The following is a 21,810-nucleotide window of genomic DNA, read 5'->3' as shown; positions in this document are numbered from 1 at the left end:
CACCTCACACAAAGGAAGAGAGGAAGGCGGAATACGTTTCCATACCTGCCTTCAGGCTTTGGCTCTCGACACCCAAGGTAGATGCCATGGTGCGCGCTTTGCTTTTCTCAGCGTACTCGGTCTCGGGAAGGTCACTGGAACCGAAACGCAAGACGACGCCTCCCACAAGATTGTCCGCACGCCCATGACGCTGAACGATATCAGCGATCTCTTCAGCATCATTAGCCCTAAGGCCGCCGATCACGGCATGCAGCGGCCAGACTGGAACGCGGCGTTGTACTGTCTGCCAGTTCTGCAGATGGCCTATCCTGAGCCATATCGGGGCTCCGAACTGCGCGAGTCGCGCACTGATCCTGAACCGATACTGGACTTCCACAACGACATCCTGTTTTTCCAGCAGGAAAACAGCGAGTGGATTGTCATGCTGCAGCCACTGCCCGCATTGCTGCTCGTCCATGAAGGTCACAGGCGCGGCCGCGATAATGCGAGCACCCTCTATCCTTTGCAACGCGACAATAGTGGCGACAGCGCAATACTCCTCCCAGGAACGTGCTTGCCAACGCCATAGCTCGTCCTTGATTTTTTCCTTCTGGAGCAGTTCCTGCCACCCGTTCCAGATGGCGTGATAGTGCGGATTGTTCTGGAGAACGAAATTGGGAACCACTCCAGGCGCGGTGATCCGCACATTGCTTTCAGCGAGCGAGCGCCCGACATGTCGCGATTTTGTGTTGAAGGAGCGTACTAGTTGGACGCGATTGCTTTGTCGCGCCCATTTGTTGCGGGCTACGTAGTCCTTCGCAGTCTTGCGCGCCAGATCGCAATAGCTGCGTAGAACCCGGTTTTCGAGCGTATCAAAAGACTCCTCGCGCGCGATCGCCAGGATACGCTGCGAAGGTCCGGCACGTTCGGCGATCGTATTGCCGGGCTGCTTCGTGAGCGACAGAAGCGATCTGCGGTCGACCTCCTGTACGCGTGACAACGGCAAGCTTTTCTGAACACGCTTCAGGATGCGCCGCGGGGATTTCTGAATAGCATCGATTTCCCGCGAAAGCTCACGTGCATGGCGGACGATGACGTCCATTTCCGGACGTCTTGCCTCATCCTCCTGCATCCACCGGGCAGCTACGCTCGGCCAAAGGTCAATGGGGTGGGCCAAGGACTCTTTGACATCCTTCAGCCTAGCCCAGATCGACTGTATTCTCTGCATAAGATCGGACCCGATCCGCTCGTCCTCCAAATTCCCGTCCTGGTCTTTCAACGGGCGATTTGGAAAGCCGTGCCAGTCGATGAGCAGACCGGTTGCCGCTCGTGTTACATGGGAAGTCTTGGAGATCCGTAGCGGCCGGGCGATATGCCAAAGTGTCTGAGTTGCTCCATCAGTCGTGTTGAAAACGGCGTGGGCGACGGTATGGCCGGCATGGTGGTCGACACGCGGCGTCTCCGAGGAACGTGAATAGACGTAGATCGGGTCGGTTAGATGGTCTCCAAGCCTTACAACGGCTTGGGAGGCGGCATCCTGATGAGATTTGAGCCGCTGCGTCGAATTCAGTCCCTGCATCAGGCACCACGGACGGGTCCAAACTTCCATGAACGCTTCCCGTCTTTATCGCCGTTGTATGCCGCGCCAGGAGAAGAGACCGGTATTTGTTCCCCGGTCGATAGTGGCTTCGATCTCATCGCCAAAGGCTTGGTCGCCGAGATCCTGGCGGACGACTTCGGCCAGGCGCCTGAGATCACTATCGTGCGGTTCGACTTCCACTCCACGGAGTTTGGGCAGGATACGGAACTCGATCTGATCCGAAATTGCGGCGTTGATCTCTTCGACAAGATTGTTCCTGCGCGGATAATTGGCGACATACGCCATGACCGCCTCATGAAGGCGGAAGCCGAACGGTCGCCCGCAAGATTTCATGATGTCTGCGAGATTCTGGAGCGCGTGCTCGGTTTTGGTCCTGTCGGAATCCCCCATACTGTTGGATGGTTTGATCCAGCTCCGCCATTGTGCGAAGGGCAAGGCCTTATCGGCCTGCTCAACCCGGTCCTCGGCCTTCAGCTGCTCGAATTTGACTGGCGCGCTGAACTGCATCACGTTCGAGCGATCAAGCACCTTGTCCGAAAGTGATTGCGTGCTTTCGTCATCATTCATCGTGCCGGCGAAGAGCACATTGTGGCCAGGAAACACGGAGAGAGTTGTCTTCAGAGCGTTCGTAGCGCGGATATCGATAGGCAGCTGTGCGTCCCGTCGCTTTATTGCTTCTCCGACCTCCTTGAACTGAGGGCGCGCTTCCAGGCGGCTGAGAAACTCCGAGAAGTAGTACTCTACGCGTGCGAGGTTCATTTCATCCAGGAGAATCAGCAGCATCTGATCTTCAAAGGAGCGATCAGATAGCCCGGACGTGTTGTAGGGATCCATATGCACGAGGGCGCGAGCAAAATCGGTCGCACGATATTTCTTCTCGATATAGTTGTAGAATCCAAGAAGATCCTGCGGACTATCCCAGCGCGGCTCAACAGCGATCTGAAGGAAGTGGATGCCCATCGCTTCAGAGTATCGCCTGGGAAGCTGGCTCTTACCGGTACCCGAGACGCCGGCGAGAACCGTCATCTGGGCGTGATCGTTAATCTTCAGCGACGTGTGGAAGGCCCGCAAAATGCGGTCGGAGAATTTGAGGCCGCGTTTATCGAGGTAACTCGCGACATTGTAGAGCGCTTCATCCTCGGTCCTATGCGCCCTGCCGACCGTCGGCGGCGTCTTGAGGGATTCAGGCACCACTAGAAGGTCCCTCGCAATTTCCTCCGACGTTTCACTGGATGAGGAGGTGCCGCCTAGGCTGTCGGCGAGTTTGCTGGCCTCTTGCTCAAGAACAGCGATCTGAGCCTCAAGTCTCGACTTCTGACTGAGCCCCTTTTGGAGCTCCTCGTCCATGCGATCCACCTCGCGGCGCAACTGGTCGTGGCGTTGTTTGTCGTCTGCGAGCCGCGATAGCTGCCGTTCCGCTTCGGCAACTTGTGTTGAAATAGCGTCAGCGCGCGCCGCAAGCCGCTGCCCTTCGTCCTCCTTTTCACCAATCTGTTGGCCCAGCATTCTGATCGACGCCGTAAGTTCGGCATGCTGAGTTTGCATTTCATCTAAGGCTTGCAGTCTCGTTTCAAGATCCGCGAGTTCGTCCGCAAGAATGGCCTTTTTCGCTTCCAGCGCTGTTACTTCATTGCGCAGGCCAAGCAGCCAGTCTCGCTCCGAGCGTAGCTCTACGAGGCCAGACTCGATTTGCCCGCCCTCGTGTTTGAGTTCTTCGAGCTTGCCCGAGTATTCTTCTAGGCGCCGCTGGTAATCAAGCTTCTCAAGCTCGTGCGCGGTTTTTGCGCGATCGATCGCGGCCATCTCTTCGCGAGCCGCCTCAAGGCTCTGCGACACCTTTGCATATTCAGCGGCCATCTCGGCCGCCTCTAGGCGGGTCTTTTCGATTTCTTCCTTGGCTTCCCGGAGCTGGTCATATTCCAACCGGAGGCGATCTAGCAGCTCTTTCTGCGAAGCCGTTTCGGCGACCAGCCTGTCTCGATCGCTGATCTCCTGGTCCAGCTTGCTTCGTTTTTCCTCAAGCGCAAGCACTTCCGCCCGCTTCTCAGCAACTTTGAGGCCGAGACTGTGGTCTTTCGTCGCCAGCGGAAGATTGGCTGAGCGTCTTTCATAGGAAAGTGCGTGGATCCAATGCCCGGCGATCAATGCCAGCAGCAACATGAATGTCAGAACAAGCAGACTACCGGTATCCGCGAAAAGAGATGTCATTATAACTCTTCCAGAGGTTCAGTTATTATTCCGTTTGATTTGGCGTAGCCTGATCAACAGGCTGGGACCGCTCTAGTTCTTGCAGCGCTGCACGCGCGACCTCGACCGCCTGAGCGAGGTCCTTGATCTGCTGGTTAAGATTCACTTTGCGAGCCTCGAGCTGTGCGATTTCGGGTTTGAGCCCCTCGAGCTTTGCAGCCGTAGCTTCCGCCTGGTCGCGAGCGGCAGCCGCGGCGGCGATTTGCGACTGAAGGTCAGTTAAATCCTTAGACTTCTGCTGTATTTCACTCTTGGCTGAGTTAATCCGCTCTTCCATGCTGACAAGGTCTTGCTGCTGTGCGGCAAGAGTGTCGTTTACTGAGATGAGCTTCTCCTGCTGCAACTTCAGGGCGGCGACGGAGGTCACGAGGCCTTGTTCTTCCTTGCGCAGCGGCTCGAGTGCCGCAGTGGCGTTCGAAACTTCCACCCGCTTCTCGGCAAGAGCTTTGTGCGCTGTGTCAAGCTTGGCGGACACGTCCAAAAGGTCCGATTGCTCTTGCTTCAACGCAGCGATCGCCTCGGACAATCCACCGAGCTCTCCATTCAGCCGCGCCTTGTCACTGACCAGATTTTCGTATTCGGCTCGAGCTGGCAAAAGACCTTCCTTTTGTTTCCTGAGATCCTCGATGACTGTACTTAAGTCGGCCTGTTTGGATAATTGATCTTCAGTTGCTTTCTCGGCCTCCGCGCGTCGCTGGTCTGCTCCATCGCGTGCGCCTTGAGCGGTCGCTAGATCCGCCTTTATCCTGGCAAGGTTCTCCTGCGCAGCCTGAATATCCTGATCGAAACGTTGAACTTCCTTCTTCCGACTGGCGACGTCGGAATCGAGTTCGTCAAGCTGGTTTTCTTTGCTCTCGCGCTGTCTTTCGGCAGCTTCAACCTTGTCGTTAATGTCCTCTAAGGTGCCCTCGCGTGATTGCCGCTCACTGGCAGCTCGATCAGCGGCAGTTTGGGCGTTGCGCGTATCATTCTTGAGCTTGGCCAGCGAGGCCTCAAGGTCCGATTTGTCACTCCGAAGAGCCTGAACGTCGCGCCGAGCTTTATCAGCGGCACTGGTTAGCTCTGCGGTTTTGGCCTCTGCCTCGGCCATCGCCTCCTGCGACTTCTTCAGCGATGCTTCTGCCGACGCCACTTTTTCTGTGAGGTTGGCGAGGTCCGATCCCTTCGCGGCAATCGCACTGTTGAGTTCCTTAACCTTTTCTTCCAGCCCGGGTGTCGAGTTCTTCAGTTGCAGAAAGCTGGCCTCACGGTTCGTCAGGTCCGTCGAGAGCCGCCGAACCTCCTTGATTTCTGAGAGGTTCGCTTGCACCTGCAGAAAAACCGCGATGTAGACGCCAATTGTTGCCAGACCGACCAGCACCGTCAGCCATGTAATGAGCGTGAATTTGCGATTGACCGGCAGCTCAGGGCTCAAGGTCTCGTTCGACGGCGTCAAGGCATGCCTCCAAATTAGTGTCAAGTTCATGGACCCAGAATCGGCGGACTTTCCATCCGCGCCCTTGCATTTCCAGGTCCCTCAAAAGGTCAGATTTTTTTCTCATCCCGTCGGGATCGACGTGCCAACGGCGGCCATCGATCTCCAGATTCAGCTTTATATTCTTGGACTTGTTAAACAGCGCGAAATCCAGACGGCGACGACCGACGGGATATTGCGGAAGTGGGTCGAAACCGCGCTGCCTGAGCGCCGCGTCGACTATGCGCTCCCATTGGCTTTCGAAGAGGTCTGAGGCTTGGCGCGGAGGGGCGGTCGCCCGTTCGGCCAGAATTCGCAAATGGGCAATATCGGATGAGCGGGCGAAAGCGAGATCTCCGAACACAATGCAGACCGCGCGCGCTCGGCTCACCGCCACGTTGAACCGACGCTTGTCGCGACGCAGAAACACGGCCTGCGACTGCGGAGCTCCCGGTCCGACGACAACCGAAAAAAGCACGACGTCGGCCTCTCCGCCCTGGAAGCTGTCGACAGTCGCGATTTTGATATCAGTTCTTTGCCGGTCCCCTTTGGGGATCGCGGCATGAATTTGGGCTTTAAGCAGCCCAATCTGGGCATTGAAGGGGGAAACTATGCCGATGCTTCCTTGGAAGCCGCCGCCGATGAGTTCCAGAACCTTATGGGTAATTGCGTCGGCCTCGGCCGTGTTGACTGCACCGCCATCTGCTGAAATACGAACGTGTCCGGGGACGTCCTCCCAGTGCAGTCCCGGCCTGTAGCTCGACGGCGCGCGAAGATCGGCTTCGGCACGTTGCGCCTGAAGCTTGCCCCTGTAGAAGACATCGTTCAGATAGGTGACGATTTCAGGTGCGGAACGGAACTGGTCGCGCAACATGATGGATCTGCACCCGGGTTGACTTGAAACAAAAGCGAAAAGCGAATTGATGCTTTGGGCTATCGATGGGCGACTCGACTTAGGAATAGTGGCCGCATCCATCAGCGCATTTTCCTGATGCAGGCTGAGAGTGGGAATGAATGTAAGTTGTTCCGGATCGCCTACGATGATTGCTGCGCGCGCCCGCGCCATTAACGGCAGCGCGGAGGCGATGTCGCACTGGCTCGCTTCATCGAAGATGACGTAATCGAATAGACACGGAATCATCGGGATGCGTTTGGCGACCGAGAGGGTCGTAGATGCCCAGATCGGCCGTTTTGCGACTATAAGCCGGGCTTCTTCTTCCGCAATGCGGTCAACCGATTTCACACCGTCGAAGTCGAGCGATTTAACGCATGCGGCCGCCTGTAGTCGCTCCTCCTCGCTGACATTCATGATGCTGTCGAGCTTCGCCGGCAAAAGGCGCGCCACTTCCTCGGATAACGCTTCCTCCTCCGTACCGGCCGGGACCGGAATAAGCTCTATACTCTTGAGGCTACGCAGATCTTCATCGATGGCGAGGCGAAGCCCGTAGTAATCGTAGCCTTCCAATCCCAGGTTACGGGATGGAAGCACGAGCTTTTTGAGAATAAATGCAAGCCGCCGAAGCCACCCGATTTTCGGCGCCTGCATGCCGGGGAGTTCGTCCTGAATGGCGGATAGTCGCTCGATCGCTTGGGAAAGCCTTAGGCTTATGGCTTCATGTTCCGCAACTGTCTCAAACGTCTTCCGGCGGTGCATCGCTGCTTTTTCGACAGAGCCAAGATCGTTCGCCAAGTTCGACGCGGCGACCGGCAATGCGTGACCGAATGCGATCTCTCTAAGAGCCTGGAGGAAATTAACATCCCTTTCTCCCTCCGAATCGCGTGTACGCACGATCACCGTGCGCCCCTCGGCCAGCGCATTTAACCGTCGCTCAACCTCGTCAACGGCCTGATGATTCCGTGAGGCTAGCAGTACGCTCTTGTTCTGCAGGATTGCCGATGTGATCAGAGAAACAATGACCTGGCTCTTCCCCGTGCCCGGTGGGCCCTGGATTGCAGTCAGCCTGGAGCGTAATGCGATATTTGCTGCTTCGAGCTGGTTTGCAGTAAGCGGCAAAGGATTGATTACCTCTACGGCTTGCTGTGTGTCACCAGAGTGCTGATACTCTAACAGATGTGAAAGTGCAGTCGGCGCCCGATAGTCCTGTACCCATCCTCGCAATGTAGACAGGTTCGATGCGGTGGCACGTGTGAAACTGCTATCGTCGGGAAGATAGATGGCGAGTGTGTTGGAGATGCCTGCCCGGTCCAGATGCAGGGCACTGGACAGTCTGGCTGGTTGCAAATGGCCGATGATCTGCGTCGCCAGTGCATTTCGCATCACGTTGGCGATCTCGGAAAGACTGGAGTCTTCTCCGTTGGCATACAGCCGCTCCTTGAAATCCTCCGTGGCATAGGCACTTCTCTTCGCAAAGTGGCTAAGCCATTTGGGGTTCAAGACGGGTTGTGAGGAGGTGAGTTCGATCGACAGACTGCCCGACGAGAACTTAGCGACAGCCGGCAGCAGCAACGCCGGCATGAACGTGGGGACGCCTTGGAGCGTAACAACACCCGTCCCATATCCTAGAGCAAGAGTCTCGTTACCGCGTTTGGTCAACGCTTCCCTGAACGCTGCAGGCAGACGATCTTCGTGGACGGTAAGCTCTCCTTCCTGCCACCAGGAGCCCTCGCAGAAAATGAGCTGGAACTGAATGCCATGCCGGTCCGCAAACTGTTCGACCTGGCCCCTGGGATCGAGCCTCTGCGTCGATTCATAGTAACCGAGCAGGTCGGACCAGGCCGGCAGCGCTCCCTTGCTGGTGACGGGCATCTCCAAGGGGGACTGCACCTCAGCTTGGCGTGCAAAATATGTGAAAGTCACCGATTGGAGTACATTGCCAACAACTGCTCCTCCCGATCTACCAAGGGTGCTAGCGGCGGCGGCCGTATGGTCATTGGTTCCGCGGTAAAGTACCCACCGGCGACCTTCTGTCAGAATGACCTCGCCGTTGCGTTGCAGCTCGACCAGAGAGTGCATGATTTCGTCCGGGCTGACGGGCAGTCCAGCATGCCGAATACGCCCAAGTATTTGTGCGTTGGACATTCCTTTTACCGACAGAGAGAGAAGTCTTTTTACCGTTTCCGGAAGCATTGAAATTCGGCCCGAACAACCCGCCTGCCCGTCGAGATCCCGGCGCAGAACCGTGTACAAATTTGTTCCAGGATACCCTGAGAAGATCTATCTGTGATTGTGCGACATTCTTCGATGCCTCCCAAAGTGCACGCTTAAACTAAAAGTTGATTCACGGGTCGCCACCAGCCCAGAATTTTGAGAACGCTAACAAAATCACTTGGCATTAGACACAGGAGTTCGGAGATCAGCTTGTGTATGCACAGTTATAATTTTTCCCGATCACCTCATCTGGGTTGTGACCGTGTGACAAGTGAATTACCGCCCAGTTGATATTACCCAGCTAGGCCGAGGCTGGCGTGGGGATCAGCCAACCCCATCAACAGATTCAGGGGACGTCGGCCTGAGGGAGATCTGCAGCTCGGCCAGTTTGTCTTTCGCCTCTTGCGGCAGCTTGGCAAAAAGCTCGAGCAGTTCATCCTGCCGAGGTTGACCGAACGCCAAACGGTAGTTCGCGATTGAGGACTTCAGCTCGTCGTAGCGCTCAATTTCACGGCTGAAAGGAGGAAGGAGAACCACACGCTCGATCTTGGCATCGCCTGGATAAAGCCAGAATGGAACGAGATCGCCCGTCTCACCGTTGGCAACTTCCTGAAGGCGCGCGGCTTCGAAGATGACACTCCATGGGTCGTGCTTCGAACCACCTTGCTGACCAACGACCGTGCCGAATGCCGACACGACGTTCCTTCGCACCGCGTGATTCTTGTAGCGATGAACGCGACCCTCGCGCTGCTCGATCTCAACAGGGTTACGGGGGAGGTTCCAGTGGACGACGCGGGAACAATAAGGGTGAAAGTCAAGTCCCTCTTGTCCAATCGAAGTCGTCGCTAGGACGAACGGACGGAATGGGGATTTGAACGCTGCCTGGACGATCCCGGTCCGGCGAATACCCTTCTCGTCCTCGGTCTTGGTAGCGAAGCGCATGGCATAGCGCGCACGAACCTCAAAACTGTGTTCGCGTAAGCGTGTACGGCCGGCGCTCCAATGGTCTAGCATGATCTGGGCAGGGCGCATGGCGACCACGTTGATGATCGACCTCGCGATGGAACGTACTCGATCCTTCGGGGCGACATCTTGAAGGCGTTCGCTCTCGACAATGAGGTGGATATATTCGTCGAGTACAGCGGAAAGATCATGGTCGAGGCAATATGACAGGATGTCACGCCAGTAGTTGGTGGGGGATGTCTCAGCGAGTAGTGCGCGACTCTCAGGCTGATTGAAGAGACTGCGAAAGCTGAGAGCGATACCGATGGCTGCGGCAATGAGATCCGGATCGTCGAGGGGGAGCTCAGGCGCGAAGCGACCAAGCGCTCTCAGCGCGCACGTTGCAGGTGACCCAAGCGCATGGTCGATTAGGAGGTCGACAATAGCCGGCTCGGCGTGGCCGGGCGCCACTTCGGCTTTGAACGCGTCGCTGATCGCTTTGATAGCGCGAGCCGATGCGCGCTCGTCTTGTTCTTCGTCCGACTCGAGAGCTGGAACCTGTCGCCAGTCCGTGTCACACCCCTTTTCTCGATCAAGCCGAAGGACAGCAAGCCGTCGATCCTCAGCGAGGTGAGAAAGTAGGGCCGGTTCAAGTGTTTCGAAAAGGGCGCGACGCGCTTGGTCGCGAAGGTCGAGGGAGCTATGAGCGCGTCCGAAGTGAGCCTCAAGTTCAAGGGGGTCGATAAGCGCCGCGAGAGTCGCGCTTGGATAGAATATTGGAAGCATGTCTTCAAGGCCGATCGGACGACTGGCCCGGCTCGCCATCTCTCTGGTCATGCCCATCCGGCGGCTTGCTTCGTGAGAAAGGAGCGCGGCAATGGCCTCGGGAACCATCGACCAGTCGGAGAAGACGAGCGTTTTGGTTGCAGCCTTCGGGGAACCAAAGGAAGGACGAGATGGAGGAAGCCACAACTCATGCTCCAGCCCATCGCGGAAGGTTGTCTCATGAAGCGCCCGCATCCTGGCGTTACGCGGGGGGATCGCTTCGTAGCCTTCTACCTGCTCTTTTGTGATCATGAATGGCTGCGCTTCGCGGAGCGCCTGCTTCAGCTCCGCCGCGGGAGCGAGTTTTCTCTCCTGCAGCTTTGTGCGCAGCTTATAATCCCGCATGAAGTTCAGAAGGTAAGGGGCTGACTTCCAGAATTCGACGAGGCCCGGCGCATCTGCGAGGCGAGCCACGCGTGCCACCGCTTTCGCTTCGCTGAGATCATCTGGATCGATCGCAAGTTTGGGGCGGTGTTCCAGGATGAGGGAATTTCCATCTTCAGTAAGGCGCACGCGCTCTGTCCGGGCGATGACTTTCCGCAATATCGTCTGTACACGGTCGCGGTTATCGCGCGCCGCCGCGTGAGCCTCGGGCAAAGATTGTAGAGTGCGTCGGAAGGCGACGAGCTCTCGCCTCAGATCTTCAGCGCGTGCTGCACCCTCCGCATCGCCAAAGAGGAAGCGCATAGTACGAAGAAAGTCGGCGTAATGGTCGCCTTCCTCAGCGTCGTCAGTGCTGCGGGAGAGCATCCTGTAGGGCGTGGCCGAAAGGAGGAGTAGGCGAGCCGAGTTCCCGCAATTGTCGCTATAAGAAAAAAGCGCTCGCGCCAGTTCCGCGGCAGCCGCCTTCTCGGGTGCTTGTGTCTCGTCGTGCTCGTGCAGAAGTTCGGCAAAACGCTGAAACTCGTCGAGGATGATGAGGTCGGGCTGCAGGGCGTCAACGCAGATCCGCGCCAAGATGCGTCGGAGCTCGCCAATGAGGCGGGCGGGACGCAGATCGTCGCGGTAGTCCGGTTTCACGCGGGTGCGCGCGAGGGCCGCGGCTTCACGGATACGGCCGAGGATTTCCGGGCTCACGGCATTCACGAAAGCAGTGCGGATAGTCTGCGAGATATCGTCTCGGCGTTGCATTCGCGCCATCCATCCTTGCCAGTTCTCGTCGGTGACGCCACCGCGGAATATCCGACGGATTCCGACGTGCCTGAGACCGATGGTCTTGCGTAGCATCTCGAAGATGAGTGCGCGCTCTTCCGCGGTGCCGAGAGAGGATTTGAGGTCGAGCGCAGTTCCGGGAGTGAGGCTTATCAGGTTGATTTTGCGGGCGGCGATACCCTTCTTGCCTTCCAGCTGCAGCGGCAGCAGCGTAAGACGAGTGTTGAATGGACTGACATCCGCGCCGATTACGTTGAGCGACTTAAGGTTCTGTTCGGCAATTGCCTGATTTGAGCAAATATAGACGACGTCAACACGCTCGACTTTGCCGACGAGCGTTTCGATGGCCTTGGCGATGACGCCGCGCGCGATCATGGTCTTGCCAAGCCCGACCTCATCGGCCACGAGGAACTGCCCGGTAGGATGGCTGTCAGTGAAGAGGCGCCGGAAGACATAGTCTGTCGTCGCGCGCTGGAAGGGTTTGAGAAGTTTTAGATGCTCGTCGGCCCGATATTTCACCGCGTTCGTCCTTTCTTCTTTTTGTTGTTCGTCTTCACGAAGGGTACGAAGCTTTCCCATAGTTCGAGAAATTCGCTGGGAACAATGCTGGCGCCGCCCGTGGGGTCTTCCAGTCGCTGGAGCAGGCGGTCGATTTGTTCGAGTTCCGGGCCGCCCTGACAAAGGGCCCGCACGAGTGGCTCCAGAAGCGATGAGCCAGGTCGGCCAAGTTGCCGCGCCCATTGTCCCTCGCCGGTGGATTCGGTTCCGAAAATTCCCTCGCCAAGCGTACCTAGAAGGAGACTGAGATAGCGAAAGAAATTCTCAGAATTCGCAATCATCGCTCTCAGGACAGCAGCATCCCGTCCCTCCGGCAGCCCAATGAGCCGGGCACCGAGCGTGAAGTGCAGTTGCGTTCCTGAGGGCTCATGCCGTAACCCGAGGCCAAGCCATCGTGTGAGATCTCCGAGCGCCAGTTCTCCGAGATCAAGGCTCGCACTTTCGCCCTGGAGAAATGCGTTCGCATCGAACCCTACGGTATTCTCATGTGTCAGCGGCCGGATGCTGCAGGTCACATTGTCGGGGAGCGCGATTGGAAGCGCTTGGCCGGCCGAAACGAGAGTGAGACAGACCAAATCACCTTCTTCCCGGCAATGAAGCTCCAAGGCGAGCCGAGCGATTTCATATCTGAGTTTCTCGAGGAGACGTTCGGCCACACGGATGTCGTCGTTGACGGGCGGATCGGAGGGCACATATTCAGCGAGAAGCTTGCTGAATGATTCTGAAAACAGGACGTTATCGATCCCCCCCATGCGGCTGATCGGCCCCTCGAGGCTGGCCATCACCTCGATATTCGATTTGTGGGCTGTCTGTGGTAACAAAGCGGGAGTCGTCGCGTTGGCCGAGCCAATGCTGATCTGCAGCCGCTGTCGTCGTTCCACGACATAGGCTTTCGCATGTAGTCCTTCGAGGTCAACAGACGGCCGAGCCTCATTGTCCTCGCCATCGTTTTCGGTGGCCCTTTCATCCAGGGTGTGAACACGGAAGCGTCCGAGCACCTCCGGCGACAGACAATCGAGTTCCTCCGAGCGGGCGATGAGGTGGCATGGGTTTTCTTCTGGGACTCCATCTCGGAGCGCCGTTAGTGCCTGGTCCGATACGAAAGGCGAGAGAATGGCGAGGCGTTCACCCTTGGGCAACGACCAGGTGTCACCACCAAGACCATTGACCGAAAAGGCCACGCGGGTAGCGCCAAGTGGTAGCTCCCAATGGCATCGTTGCAAGTCCTTAAGCAGGGCTGGCAAGAAGACAGGCGCAGTAGGACGAGTTGCCACATTCGCAAGTTCCGGGAGCTTGCGTAACAATCGCTCGAGCGGCGCGTTCGACGGATTTGCGGTGCTGCCTACGACGCCGTCGAGGCAGAGACAAAGGTCCCAAGAGCGGTCGCTTGTAAGGTTGCGCGAAAGAATCCCGAGGCGCATCCGGACGAAGTCGTCAGGCGTATCAGAACGAAAACGCACGCACCAAATTTTGGGATGAAATGCGCCTCCGCCTGGAGCGCTCACCTCGGTGATCGTGTTCTCGTAAAGAGCCATAAGGCGAGCCGCGTCGGGCCGGGCCCCCTTGATCATGCCGCGATCACAGTAAATTGCCAGGCGTCCAGCCATCCGTTCGACCCCCTCAAGGAGGGCCATTGGATTTGCCAGCATCTCCTCGCGGTTCTCGGCATCGCGGAATACGATCGATGTTGGGATCACCAATGCAGTTTCGAAATCGAGCGAGTAGGTCGTAGCGATGGCATCTTCGAAACGATAGCCCTCCGGCGGACGCAGGAGATCAGTGTACAGTTGGCGATGGTCCGGGTCGAAAAAACCTTCAGCCGGCATCTGCGAGTTCTCCAAGATAGCTGCGCGCCATGTTCCAGCGGAACCCGAGGCGATAATTCGCCGAAGCGCCCGACCAGCGATCGAGAGGTGCATCCTCTGTGAGGCGCGCTTTGGAACCCTTGAGTGAGCGCTCTCGGCGACGCAGGAGGTCGCGAGCTTCCGGTAGTGTTGCGATTGATTGAGCGTTTGGGATCGCGATTGTGGCCCAGTCAATCACGAAACTGCGCGTGCGCTCATGCAGTCGGTGACTGGTTCGGCCGACGAGACTAAACAGCTCCCCTAGGTCCCAGTCGTCGAAAGCGAGCGATTCCATCTCGGCGCTCCATCGACGAATGCCATCCTCATATTCATCAAAGAGTCCCGCAGCCGCTGGGTGCATTTTCGCTTTTGAACGGCCTTTTGCTCGCTCTGCGAGCATGAGGTTGTAGAGAAGGCTGGCGCCATACATCATGGTCGAGAAACGCTCAGCATGACGGAGAATTTCCCGATTTGCCTTCGAAATGGCTTTGTGCGTCAGTCTCCAGACCCAGTCCTGCTGGAAGGTTTCACCTGTGCCTGCGAGTTCTGCGAACAGGCTTCCACGGGCGCGGTTTGCAATCCGATCACGAAGAAATTCGGCCTCCTCGGTGGTAAGATTGAAGGTGGTTGCCTCGTAAAGATCAGCAGGCCGCTCGGGAAGGCTCGGGGACCAAATTGGCATATCGCGATCGCTCAAGCCGTCCGGGCCAAAGGCAAGACAACTTCGCTGCGTGCCGCTCATGAGCCGAATACCGAGGGCGGCCAGCCCCGCCCAATAGACGCTCGAAGGCAATCGCTTGAGTCCACGTCCTGCTTCGCGCCCGATTACACCAATCGTCTCGCCGCCCTTCAGAAGAGCTTCACTGAGCCGGAATTCGGCCTCGCGAACGAATTTTGCGCGTTCAATTTGCGTAATCCGGCGTCCCTGGGCTTCGCGGTAGATCCATGGAATAAAAAGCATATAGCGCAGTCTCGTCTGGATGGTGCTGGTCCCAGGGAAGAGAAGGTCAGAAATTCCGTCCCGGACGGTGCTCAGGCCTAGTTCGTCGCGCGCCTCCGGTTGCTTGAAGAGGTCGATGAGAGCTTGGGCACGACGGCGTTCCTCGGGGTCGAAGTCGATCCAGGCAAGGTAAGACATCAGGCGGCTTTCTCTGTTATTAGGTTGGCCGTGCTGACAAAGCTGATTTGCCCCTCATCCATCCAATTGATGGCGAGGAAGCGGACGGGTTTGTCGGGGTATTTGGCAGCGAGCATTCTTGCGTAGGCCTCAAGCTGGGGCAGGTAGTTTCCAAACCTTGCCTCGGGATCGGGGCAAGGACCGGTCTTGTGATCGACTATGACGAGCGCATCTCGGCTTTCCGCAAGGAGGTCGATTATGGCGTTGTTCTCTGAACCGTCATCGGCGCGAACCTGAAGCGGCACTTCGAAGCTTAGGCGATTGAAGCCCAGGCTTTCGAGCCAGGCGCGGAGCGCGTGGGCCTGCTTATCGATAGCAGTAATCGTTTCGTTCGACAGACCCGTAGCAGCTGGGAGTCGGATGGCAAGATCGGGTCTTTCCGCGAGGGTGCGGAAAGCGAGGTGGTAGGCCGTGCCTCGGTCCGTGGCGGATTTAAACACCTGTCTGCCGGCAGGGGCACCAAGATCGATATGGGTCAAGGCCGAAATCGAAGTACCGTTCTGGGCAGCGAGGCTTGAAGGGCTTGTGCGCCAGGTCGTGCGCTCAGCCGTCGGCAAGGGCGCGCGACGGCCCCAAATCTGGTGAACGCCGGATGGCTCTGGAAGCTCGGGGTAGTTGTATTCGGTGTCCTTTGGAATGATGCGGCAGATCGCGGGGAGCTTTACGCCGCAAACCGTGAGCGTGCCAGCATCAAAGCTGAGACCGGTGCGACGGCGTAGTAGATCGGCCATGGTCTTTGGACGCTCGTCAGCGTTGCCCTGCTTGGACGGTAATGCCAGAATCAACCGATCGCGAGCACGTGTCAGTGCGACGTAGAGAGCCCGGGCCGCTTCTCTTTCATCTTCTGCGATGCGGTTCTCGGCGAAGGCAGCTTGCGCCTCGGGACAGTCGAAGGCCGGAAACCAGCTTAGCCCGGCGCCCTCGAGCACGGCGTCGAGCTTTTCGAAAGATGCGAACTCAGCACGCATCATATTGCCGCGTGCCGGGATGACGAAATCCATGCCTCCGACGATCGTAACCGGCCACTCGCGTCCCTTGGAGGCATGCCAGGTCGAGACTTCGATGCCTTCGACCTCCCATCCTTCGCGGTCGGGGCGATAGTCGAGTCCCCGTTCGGCCTGATCGGCAAGCCAGCCGAGAAAGGATTGAATAGAATTACCGTGAAAACCCGCAGCTTCACGCAGTCCAGCCGCAGCACGATCGAACGATGTGGCTTCGGCGAAAAGACGACCGAGGTCAGCCTCCGCCGCCGCGCGCTCGGGGAGCGTCGCGATCCAGTCCTCGATGCCGGCGATCTCGAGGATATGAGGGAGGGCGGCTGAGACAGTAAGGTTACGAGCGTTATCGGCGAAATCGGCAAGTCTGCGAACGCAGTCGATTTGAAGGAGTTTGTTGTCAATCGCAGCGGGCAATGAGAGGTCCAGGGGCATCCGACTGGGACCAAGAGAGAGCAGAAGGAGAGTCGCGAAGCGGTCCGTCGGGTCGGCGGCAACGGCGAGCGCTGCCCTAACAACCTGGACGACTTGAGAGAGGAACCAGCCATCTTCCGGCAGGCGCACGGGAAGCCCGAAATCGCGTAGTGCCTTGCCGACCTCTGCGGCATCTAGATGCGTGTAGACTAGAACCGCGATGTCCGCCGGCCGTATAGGGCGCAGTCCTTCCGTCTCTCGATCGGCAACTAGGGTTTTACCGTCGAGCAACTCGCGGGCATGAGCGGCGATTCCTTCGAAGACTTTTCCTTTTTTTCCTTCGAATTCGATAAATTCGATTGCTGTCTGACCCGTTTTCCTTCGGGTTGGAGAGAGTGGATCGTAGCCCTCGGGAAAAAGCGCAGGACCGATCGCGTTAACGAGAGACATTATCCTCGGATCGGATCGCCAGTTCTGAGTTAGGGGCTCGACGCAACTAGCATGGGCGGCGTCAAGTGCCTGCGACAGACGCGGGTCAGCGCCCTGAAAGCCCATGATCGCCTGTTTACGATCTCCCACGATCAGCGCGCGCGGCGCAAGGGCAGCGAGACGCCCGAGCATGGCGAATTGCACCGGGTTTGTGTCTTGGAACTCGTCGATCACCACGCAGTCGATCTCGGCCAGCACCGCATTGAGAATGTCGGGGCGCGCGCAGAGCAGTGCCTCGGTTTCAACGATCATGTCCGCGTAATCCATCAGGCCACGGGTGCGCTTCTCAGCTTCATAGGCCGCCATGATCTCCTGAGCACCGTGCACAAGAGCTGTAAAGTGGATCTCGGCGTCCTTTAGAGGGCCAGGATGGTGCCGAAGTTCATCGGCGGCGGCGATAACCGCGCTGGCAAGGCGGTCGTAGCCCTCCGGCGTTTTAGTTCTGCTGTTTGACAGCCTCAGCCCCCGCAACCTTTGCCAGAGCGACCAGTCATGGGTAAGACTATCAGCTCGCGACGCGTGCCGGAGCGTGTCAAAGTCCTTGTCGAATGCTTCTTTGGCGGTTTTGGCGTGTACAGTGTTGGCGATGCTTTCGGGAAATGAGGTAAGCAGTGCGCCCACAGCACGGGACAAGGCCTTTTCGAGACGCGCCGCGTCCTTGGTCGGGCTGTAGTTTGTGCGCAGCCTGCCAACAGCTTGATCGATGATCTCGGTTGCGAAGCCGCGCTGCCCCAGGGAGCGCAGCAGGTCTATGGTGTGCATCACCTTTTTGCGCAGCTGTTCTTCGCCTGTTTCGAGTGTGTTGCGATTCCACTCGTACCCGTAGCGAGGAAGCGCATTCAGGATTGGGGCGAGGGCAGCACCGCGGCCGACCTGGAGACGGATCAGTAGGTCACGTTCGGAGTCTGAGAGGAGGCGACTCGCAGGTGAGCGACCGGCGGCGAAGGCGTGTTCAGTGAGAAGCCGCAGCCCAAGCGCGTGAATTGTCCCGACGTAGGCACGGTCAATCGCCAGAGCCTCGTTGATTCTCCCCCGATCGAGCAATGCTCCGCGGATCCGGGTGCGTAGGTCGGACGCAGCGGCTTCTGTGAAGGTCACGGCGAGTATGCGGTCGGCCGAGATATCACCGTTGACGACCAGATCGGCGAGCGTGGTTTCAATGCGATAGGTCTTCCCGGAGCCGGCGCCGGCGGGGACGAGAGTGAGGCGGTCAGACATCAGCTTCCTCCAGTCTCATGCCGGGGATGAGAAAGCCGGCAATCAGCGGGTTATCAAGTGCATAGGCTTTGATGCCGAGCGTCTTTTCGAAAGTCTCGGCATCCGAGGCACGGTTGAGGGAAAGTCGGCCGGCAGAGAGCGCGCTTATGCGTTCGGCGATAATTTGATCGGCTATCGCCCCGATCGGACCTGGGACCGGGCGCGCACTCTTGAGATCGGCGCCCTCGGGCCCTGTCAGGACCCGCCCGTCGATTGTGCAGTGATAAGCAGTAATTATGTAACTCGGCGAGAGATGAGCGAAGTCCGGCGTCGTTGCGATCATACGACGATATAACTCTACCTGCAGGTCAGCTCCCGCTTCCATCCGCTTGCGGCGGGAGGAAGAGCTCGAGCGCTTATGGTCCACGACGATGACGCGGCCATCGGGCAGATCGAGCAAGCAGTCTGCGCGTCCATGGATTGGAAGACCGAAGTGATAGGTGCCGGCAAACGACGTCTCGACTTGGCGGACTTGAGCTCCGTTGTCAGCAAGGAAACGCCCCCAGGCGAGAGCCACCTCAAGTGCTTCGCGTGCAAGATTTCTCCGTTCGGCTACCCATCCCTCGCTCGCTAGCCACGGCGCGTTTCGGGCGATCGCGGCCTCAAAAGCGGCCGGAAAGCCTATTCGGATTGTTGCGTCATCCAGGTCATGTGCACCCTCTGGAAAGAGCCCCTCGAGCGTGCCGTGAATAAGGTTACCAAGGGTCAGAACGTCGAGGGTCTCCGGGGTCCAAGTGCGATCCTCGGCGCCAATCTCGCCAAGGAGCCACGCAAACGGCGATACGAGCAAAGTTTCGAGCCGTGAAGGCGATTGCGGACTGACCGCGCCGCCGTCCGATTTCCGGAGCATGAATGGATTGCTAGGGATGGCGACCTCGCCTTCGTGGGGCAGGTCCGCCCGGGCGTTTCGTTCGTGCCAGCTGGCGAGCGAGGTCACGACGCCGTTGGTCGGACGCGAAGTTTGATCGAGGGTCAACGGCGACTTGAGGAGGCTTCGAGCGTTTTTTGCACCAAGGGCGCGGGATACCAAAGAAAGCGCGGTCGCCGGAGCGAGCGGTTTGCCCTCGAGATCGCGGACGGAGGCGGTGAGTGTGGCGCCTTCCGTGGCAGAACAGAGCTGGCGGCGGAAGAGCTCGAGCCGGCGAGCAAGGGTGCGGCGGCGCGACGGCAATTTAATACCGGTTGCCGCCTCGATCTGGGCGATCTCGCTTTCCGTGAAAAACGGATTGGAGGAGACAGGCCGCGGCCAGTTCGTGCCGGCGAGTCCCATCACGATGAGGTGTCGGACCGGGCGCCAGGGAAGCGCGGTCTCGTCGAAGATGGAGACACCCTCCACAAAGCGTTTTTCGGAGTCCGGAACGAGAGCAGAGGGGGCAGCGGCACGACTGAGTAAGCCCCAATCAATGCTATCACCGGAGAGCAGCGGCCTGAGCGCGTTAATGCGCGGAACAAGCGAGGCGGCATCCACAAGCTTAGCCACCGCGTATAACCTGCCGATAAACTGCGCGGGTGAACTGACAGGGCGCAGTTCGTCGAAGATCTTGGCGCCGCGGCCTTCGAATGAGCGAGCGGACGGTGACCAACCTTTTTCGGCGTACTCGTTTGCGAAAACGCGGCCCTCGTCGATCGACCAGGGCGCTAGCGGCGAAAGGCAAAGGCTTGCAAGTGCCAGGCGGGGAGCAGGACCGCGCATGATCGCTAGGAGGTTTGTTAGAAACTCCCCCGCGTGGTCGCGCAGAGATGGTTCGCTGGGAAGACCGGAAAGCGGTAAGCCCACACGATTAAAGGCGGGTTCCAGTGGCAAAAGGTAGGCTGGATCCTCAGGCACCAGCAGGCCAATCTCTTGTGGCTGGTAACCAGCCCTTATCAGGGCCTGCGCGCGCGCTGCCGCAAAGGCTACTTCCTCGCGTGGGTCGCGCAGCCCGAAGGCGAGCAGTGTCTCATCCGAGGCGGTGGGGGAACTGTTGTCGAGGAGGTGCCGCTGGACGTGACCGAGCGCCCCGGCGGCCACAGGGCCGGTGGTGGACGAAGGGAGTGCGCCGAAGAGCATAGAAAGATGAGAACGCAGGTCGGCTTCAGCACGAGATTCAAAAGGGCAGGGAGCGCCGATGATGGGCAGCGGTTCCAGGGCGTCTTCGTTGGAACAGGAGAGTATGTGCCGAACTATATGGAGATCTTCGGGAAGGGCGTCATTCATCCTCTCCCAGAGTGACTTCAGAGCCGCGAGATGGTCGCGCGCCCGGCCATCGGGCAGCGTAGCTACATTAACTGATTGGACGGAAAGGCTCGGCGTGGCGACCGCCAGATCCCGTAGGGCGAGGGAGACAAGATGGCTTACCTCTTCAGCGGCGATCCGGTAGCTGCTGCTCCACGGCGCGACAAAATCCTTAAGCACATCCTCGAGAGGGTAGGGCGAGGGACTTGGCACCAGGAAAGTCGCAGCGAGGAGATCGGTAGTAACCGGGCGTTCCGCGCCGGTTGTCGGGGATCGGGTCTCCAGTGGGGAAAGGCGCATCTGAACTCCGGATGGCGTGGTCTTAACAAGTCTTTAGTGTTTTAGCGAAGAGGGGTGTCAGATTCAGGCATGGTCAGGGAAAGACCTCGACAACCCCACTTCTCACCTCTTCGAGTAACTGTCTCAGTCCTTCGGGGGCGAGGACCTCGACATGAGAACCCCATTGCAAGAGGTGCCAGGCCATTTCGACCCATCCCGACGCGAAGAAGCGGATTTCGAGTCTGCCGTCGGGGAGCTCAATGGCTGTTTGCCCTGGATGAAATCGCCAATCGCAAGCATGGGGAGCAGCTTCTGCCGAAAACCGCCAAATCGTTTCCATATGTTCTTTCGGGGCATGGTATGAGCCGAAGCCAAGCATGGCGTGGCAAGGCAGTGAAAAGTCCCGTGGCACAGGAAAGGACTCGGGAACGACTCGCGGCTCTTCGATCAGATCAATTCGAAAACGCCGCAGGTTCTCGTCGGCGCGCTCGGGATCACGGGCAACGAGATAGCGTCTTGTCCCCACGAGGATGCCGTAGGGCTCGACGGTCCGGCGTTTCCCTCGGTATGTAAATTTCAACCGAAAAGGGCCGCGTAACGCTTCGGAGATGATTTCGGATATCTTTGGGTCGTACTTCGCGGTGGGACCTGGACGAGCTAGCAACCCATGGGCCGCGATGAGCGCTTCTGCATCAGCTTCTGCACGCAGTGCCGTGCGCTCGGGCAGCGCAGCAAGCAGTCGGTCTCGCAGGGATTGTAGATTGGAAGCCGTGTCTTTATCACCCGATCCCGCGAGTTGTGCAATCGCCAGGTCGAGTGCGGCGAGCTCGCGGTCCCCCTTGAGCGCAAGTGTAGCTAGCGTGGTGCCGCGGATGCGCCAGCGATTGCGGCGCTCAGCGTCAGTCGTGACAAGGATTGCATGAGGAAAAGCTGCCTCGAGGGCATCAGTCATACGCTGCGCGGTGCGATGGGAAACGTCGAAGCGGTCGCGGATCTGTCCGAGGGTGATGCCTTCATGACTGGCGCGGGCCATTTCTGCGAGTTCGAGTAGATCCAGGGCTTTCTCGAAGGACATTAGGTAGCCCCGACGGCGAATTCAGAGCTTCGACAATGCCGACGACGAAGCACCGCCTGGTTTTTGTTCCCGCCGATTTCCTTGGCTTTCCGATATATCTTGAAGCGCATTTCCCCTACGCTAGCGAGGAATCAACCCTTGCGCGAATGTTGCCGATCCTATGTGACTAGTCCAGTACATTTATAGGGGCTCATGTATTT

Annotated in this window: 10 protein-coding genes; all 10 read right to left on the bottom strand. The window is 58.3% G+C overall.

Annotation, left to right across the window (positions count from 1 at the left end; genetic code table 11):
- Window positions 1-4: 4 nt before the first annotated feature.
- Window positions 5-1,588 (bottom strand): DUF2357 domain-containing protein, encoded by a 1,584-nt coding sequence (locus ASE71_RS31175; protein WP_060522307.1) that lies wholly within the window; start codon window positions 1,586-1,588, stop codon window positions 5-7.
- Between the two features lie 15 nt (window positions 1,589-1,603).
- Window positions 1,604-3,787 (bottom strand): hypothetical protein, encoded by a 2,184-nt coding sequence (locus ASE71_RS31170; RefSeq protein WP_060522306.1) that lies wholly within the window; start codon window positions 3,785-3,787, stop codon window positions 1,604-1,606.
- 25 nt (window positions 3,788-3,812) lie between these two features.
- Window positions 3,813-5,261 (bottom strand): hypothetical protein, encoded by a 1,449-nt coding sequence (locus ASE71_RS31165; protein ID WP_060522305.1) that lies wholly within the window; start codon window positions 5,259-5,261, stop codon window positions 3,813-3,815.
- A complete protein-coding gene (locus ASE71_RS31160) occupies window positions 5,230-8,427 on the bottom strand; it encodes an AAA domain-containing protein (RefSeq protein ID WP_082620429.1) in 3,198 nt (1,065 codons plus the stop codon). Before ASE71_RS31160 ends, ASE71_RS31165 begins: the two co-directional genes overlap by 32 nt.
- Before the next feature lie 285 nt (window positions 8,428-8,712).
- Window positions 8,713-11,886: a C-terminal helicase domain-containing protein gene (locus ASE71_RS31155; RefSeq protein ID WP_244496982.1), complete on the bottom strand. Its 3,174-nt coding sequence runs from the start codon at window positions 11,884-11,886 to the stop codon at window positions 8,713-8,715.
- On the bottom strand, window positions 11,823-13,691 hold the full coding sequence (locus ASE71_RS31150) for a phospholipase D family protein (protein ID WP_060522302.1): 1,869 nt from the start codon (window positions 13,689-13,691) through the stop codon (window positions 11,823-11,825). The genes ASE71_RS31155 and ASE71_RS31150 overlap by 64 nt, the downstream gene beginning before the upstream one ends.
- Window positions 13,681-14,847: a DUF6361 family protein gene (locus tag ASE71_RS31145; protein ID WP_060522301.1), complete on the bottom strand. Its 1,167-nt coding sequence runs from the start codon at window positions 14,845-14,847 to the stop codon at window positions 13,681-13,683. The genes ASE71_RS31150 and ASE71_RS31145 overlap by 11 nt, the downstream gene beginning before the upstream one ends.
- Entirely contained in the window at window positions 14,847-18,002 is a 3,156-nt protein-coding gene (locus ASE71_RS31140; protein ID WP_060522300.1) for a UvrD-helicase domain-containing protein, read from the bottom strand. Before ASE71_RS31140 ends, ASE71_RS31145 begins: the two co-directional genes overlap by 1 nt.
- A complete protein-coding gene (locus tag ASE71_RS31135; RefSeq protein ID WP_060522299.1) occupies window positions 17,995-20,556 on the bottom strand; it encodes a PD-(D/E)XK nuclease family protein in 2,562 nt (853 codons plus the stop codon). Before ASE71_RS31135 ends, ASE71_RS31140 begins: the two co-directional genes overlap by 8 nt.
- Window positions 20,557-20,629: 73 nt before the next feature.
- Window positions 20,630-21,610, bottom strand: coding sequence for a helix-turn-helix transcriptional regulator (locus ASE71_RS31130; RefSeq protein ID WP_060522298.1), 981 nt, complete (start codon window positions 21,608-21,610; stop codon window positions 20,630-20,632).
- Between the last annotated feature and the right edge of the window lie 200 nt (window positions 21,611-21,810).

Source organism: Ensifer sp. Root954 (assembly GCF_001429005.1).
GTDB classification, from domain to species: domain Bacteria; phylum Pseudomonadota; class Alphaproteobacteria; order Rhizobiales; family Rhizobiaceae; genus Ensifer; species Ensifer adhaerens.
The sequence above is the reverse complement of the archived record's forward strand: the minus strand, read 5'-3'. Positions and strand labels throughout refer to the sequence as shown.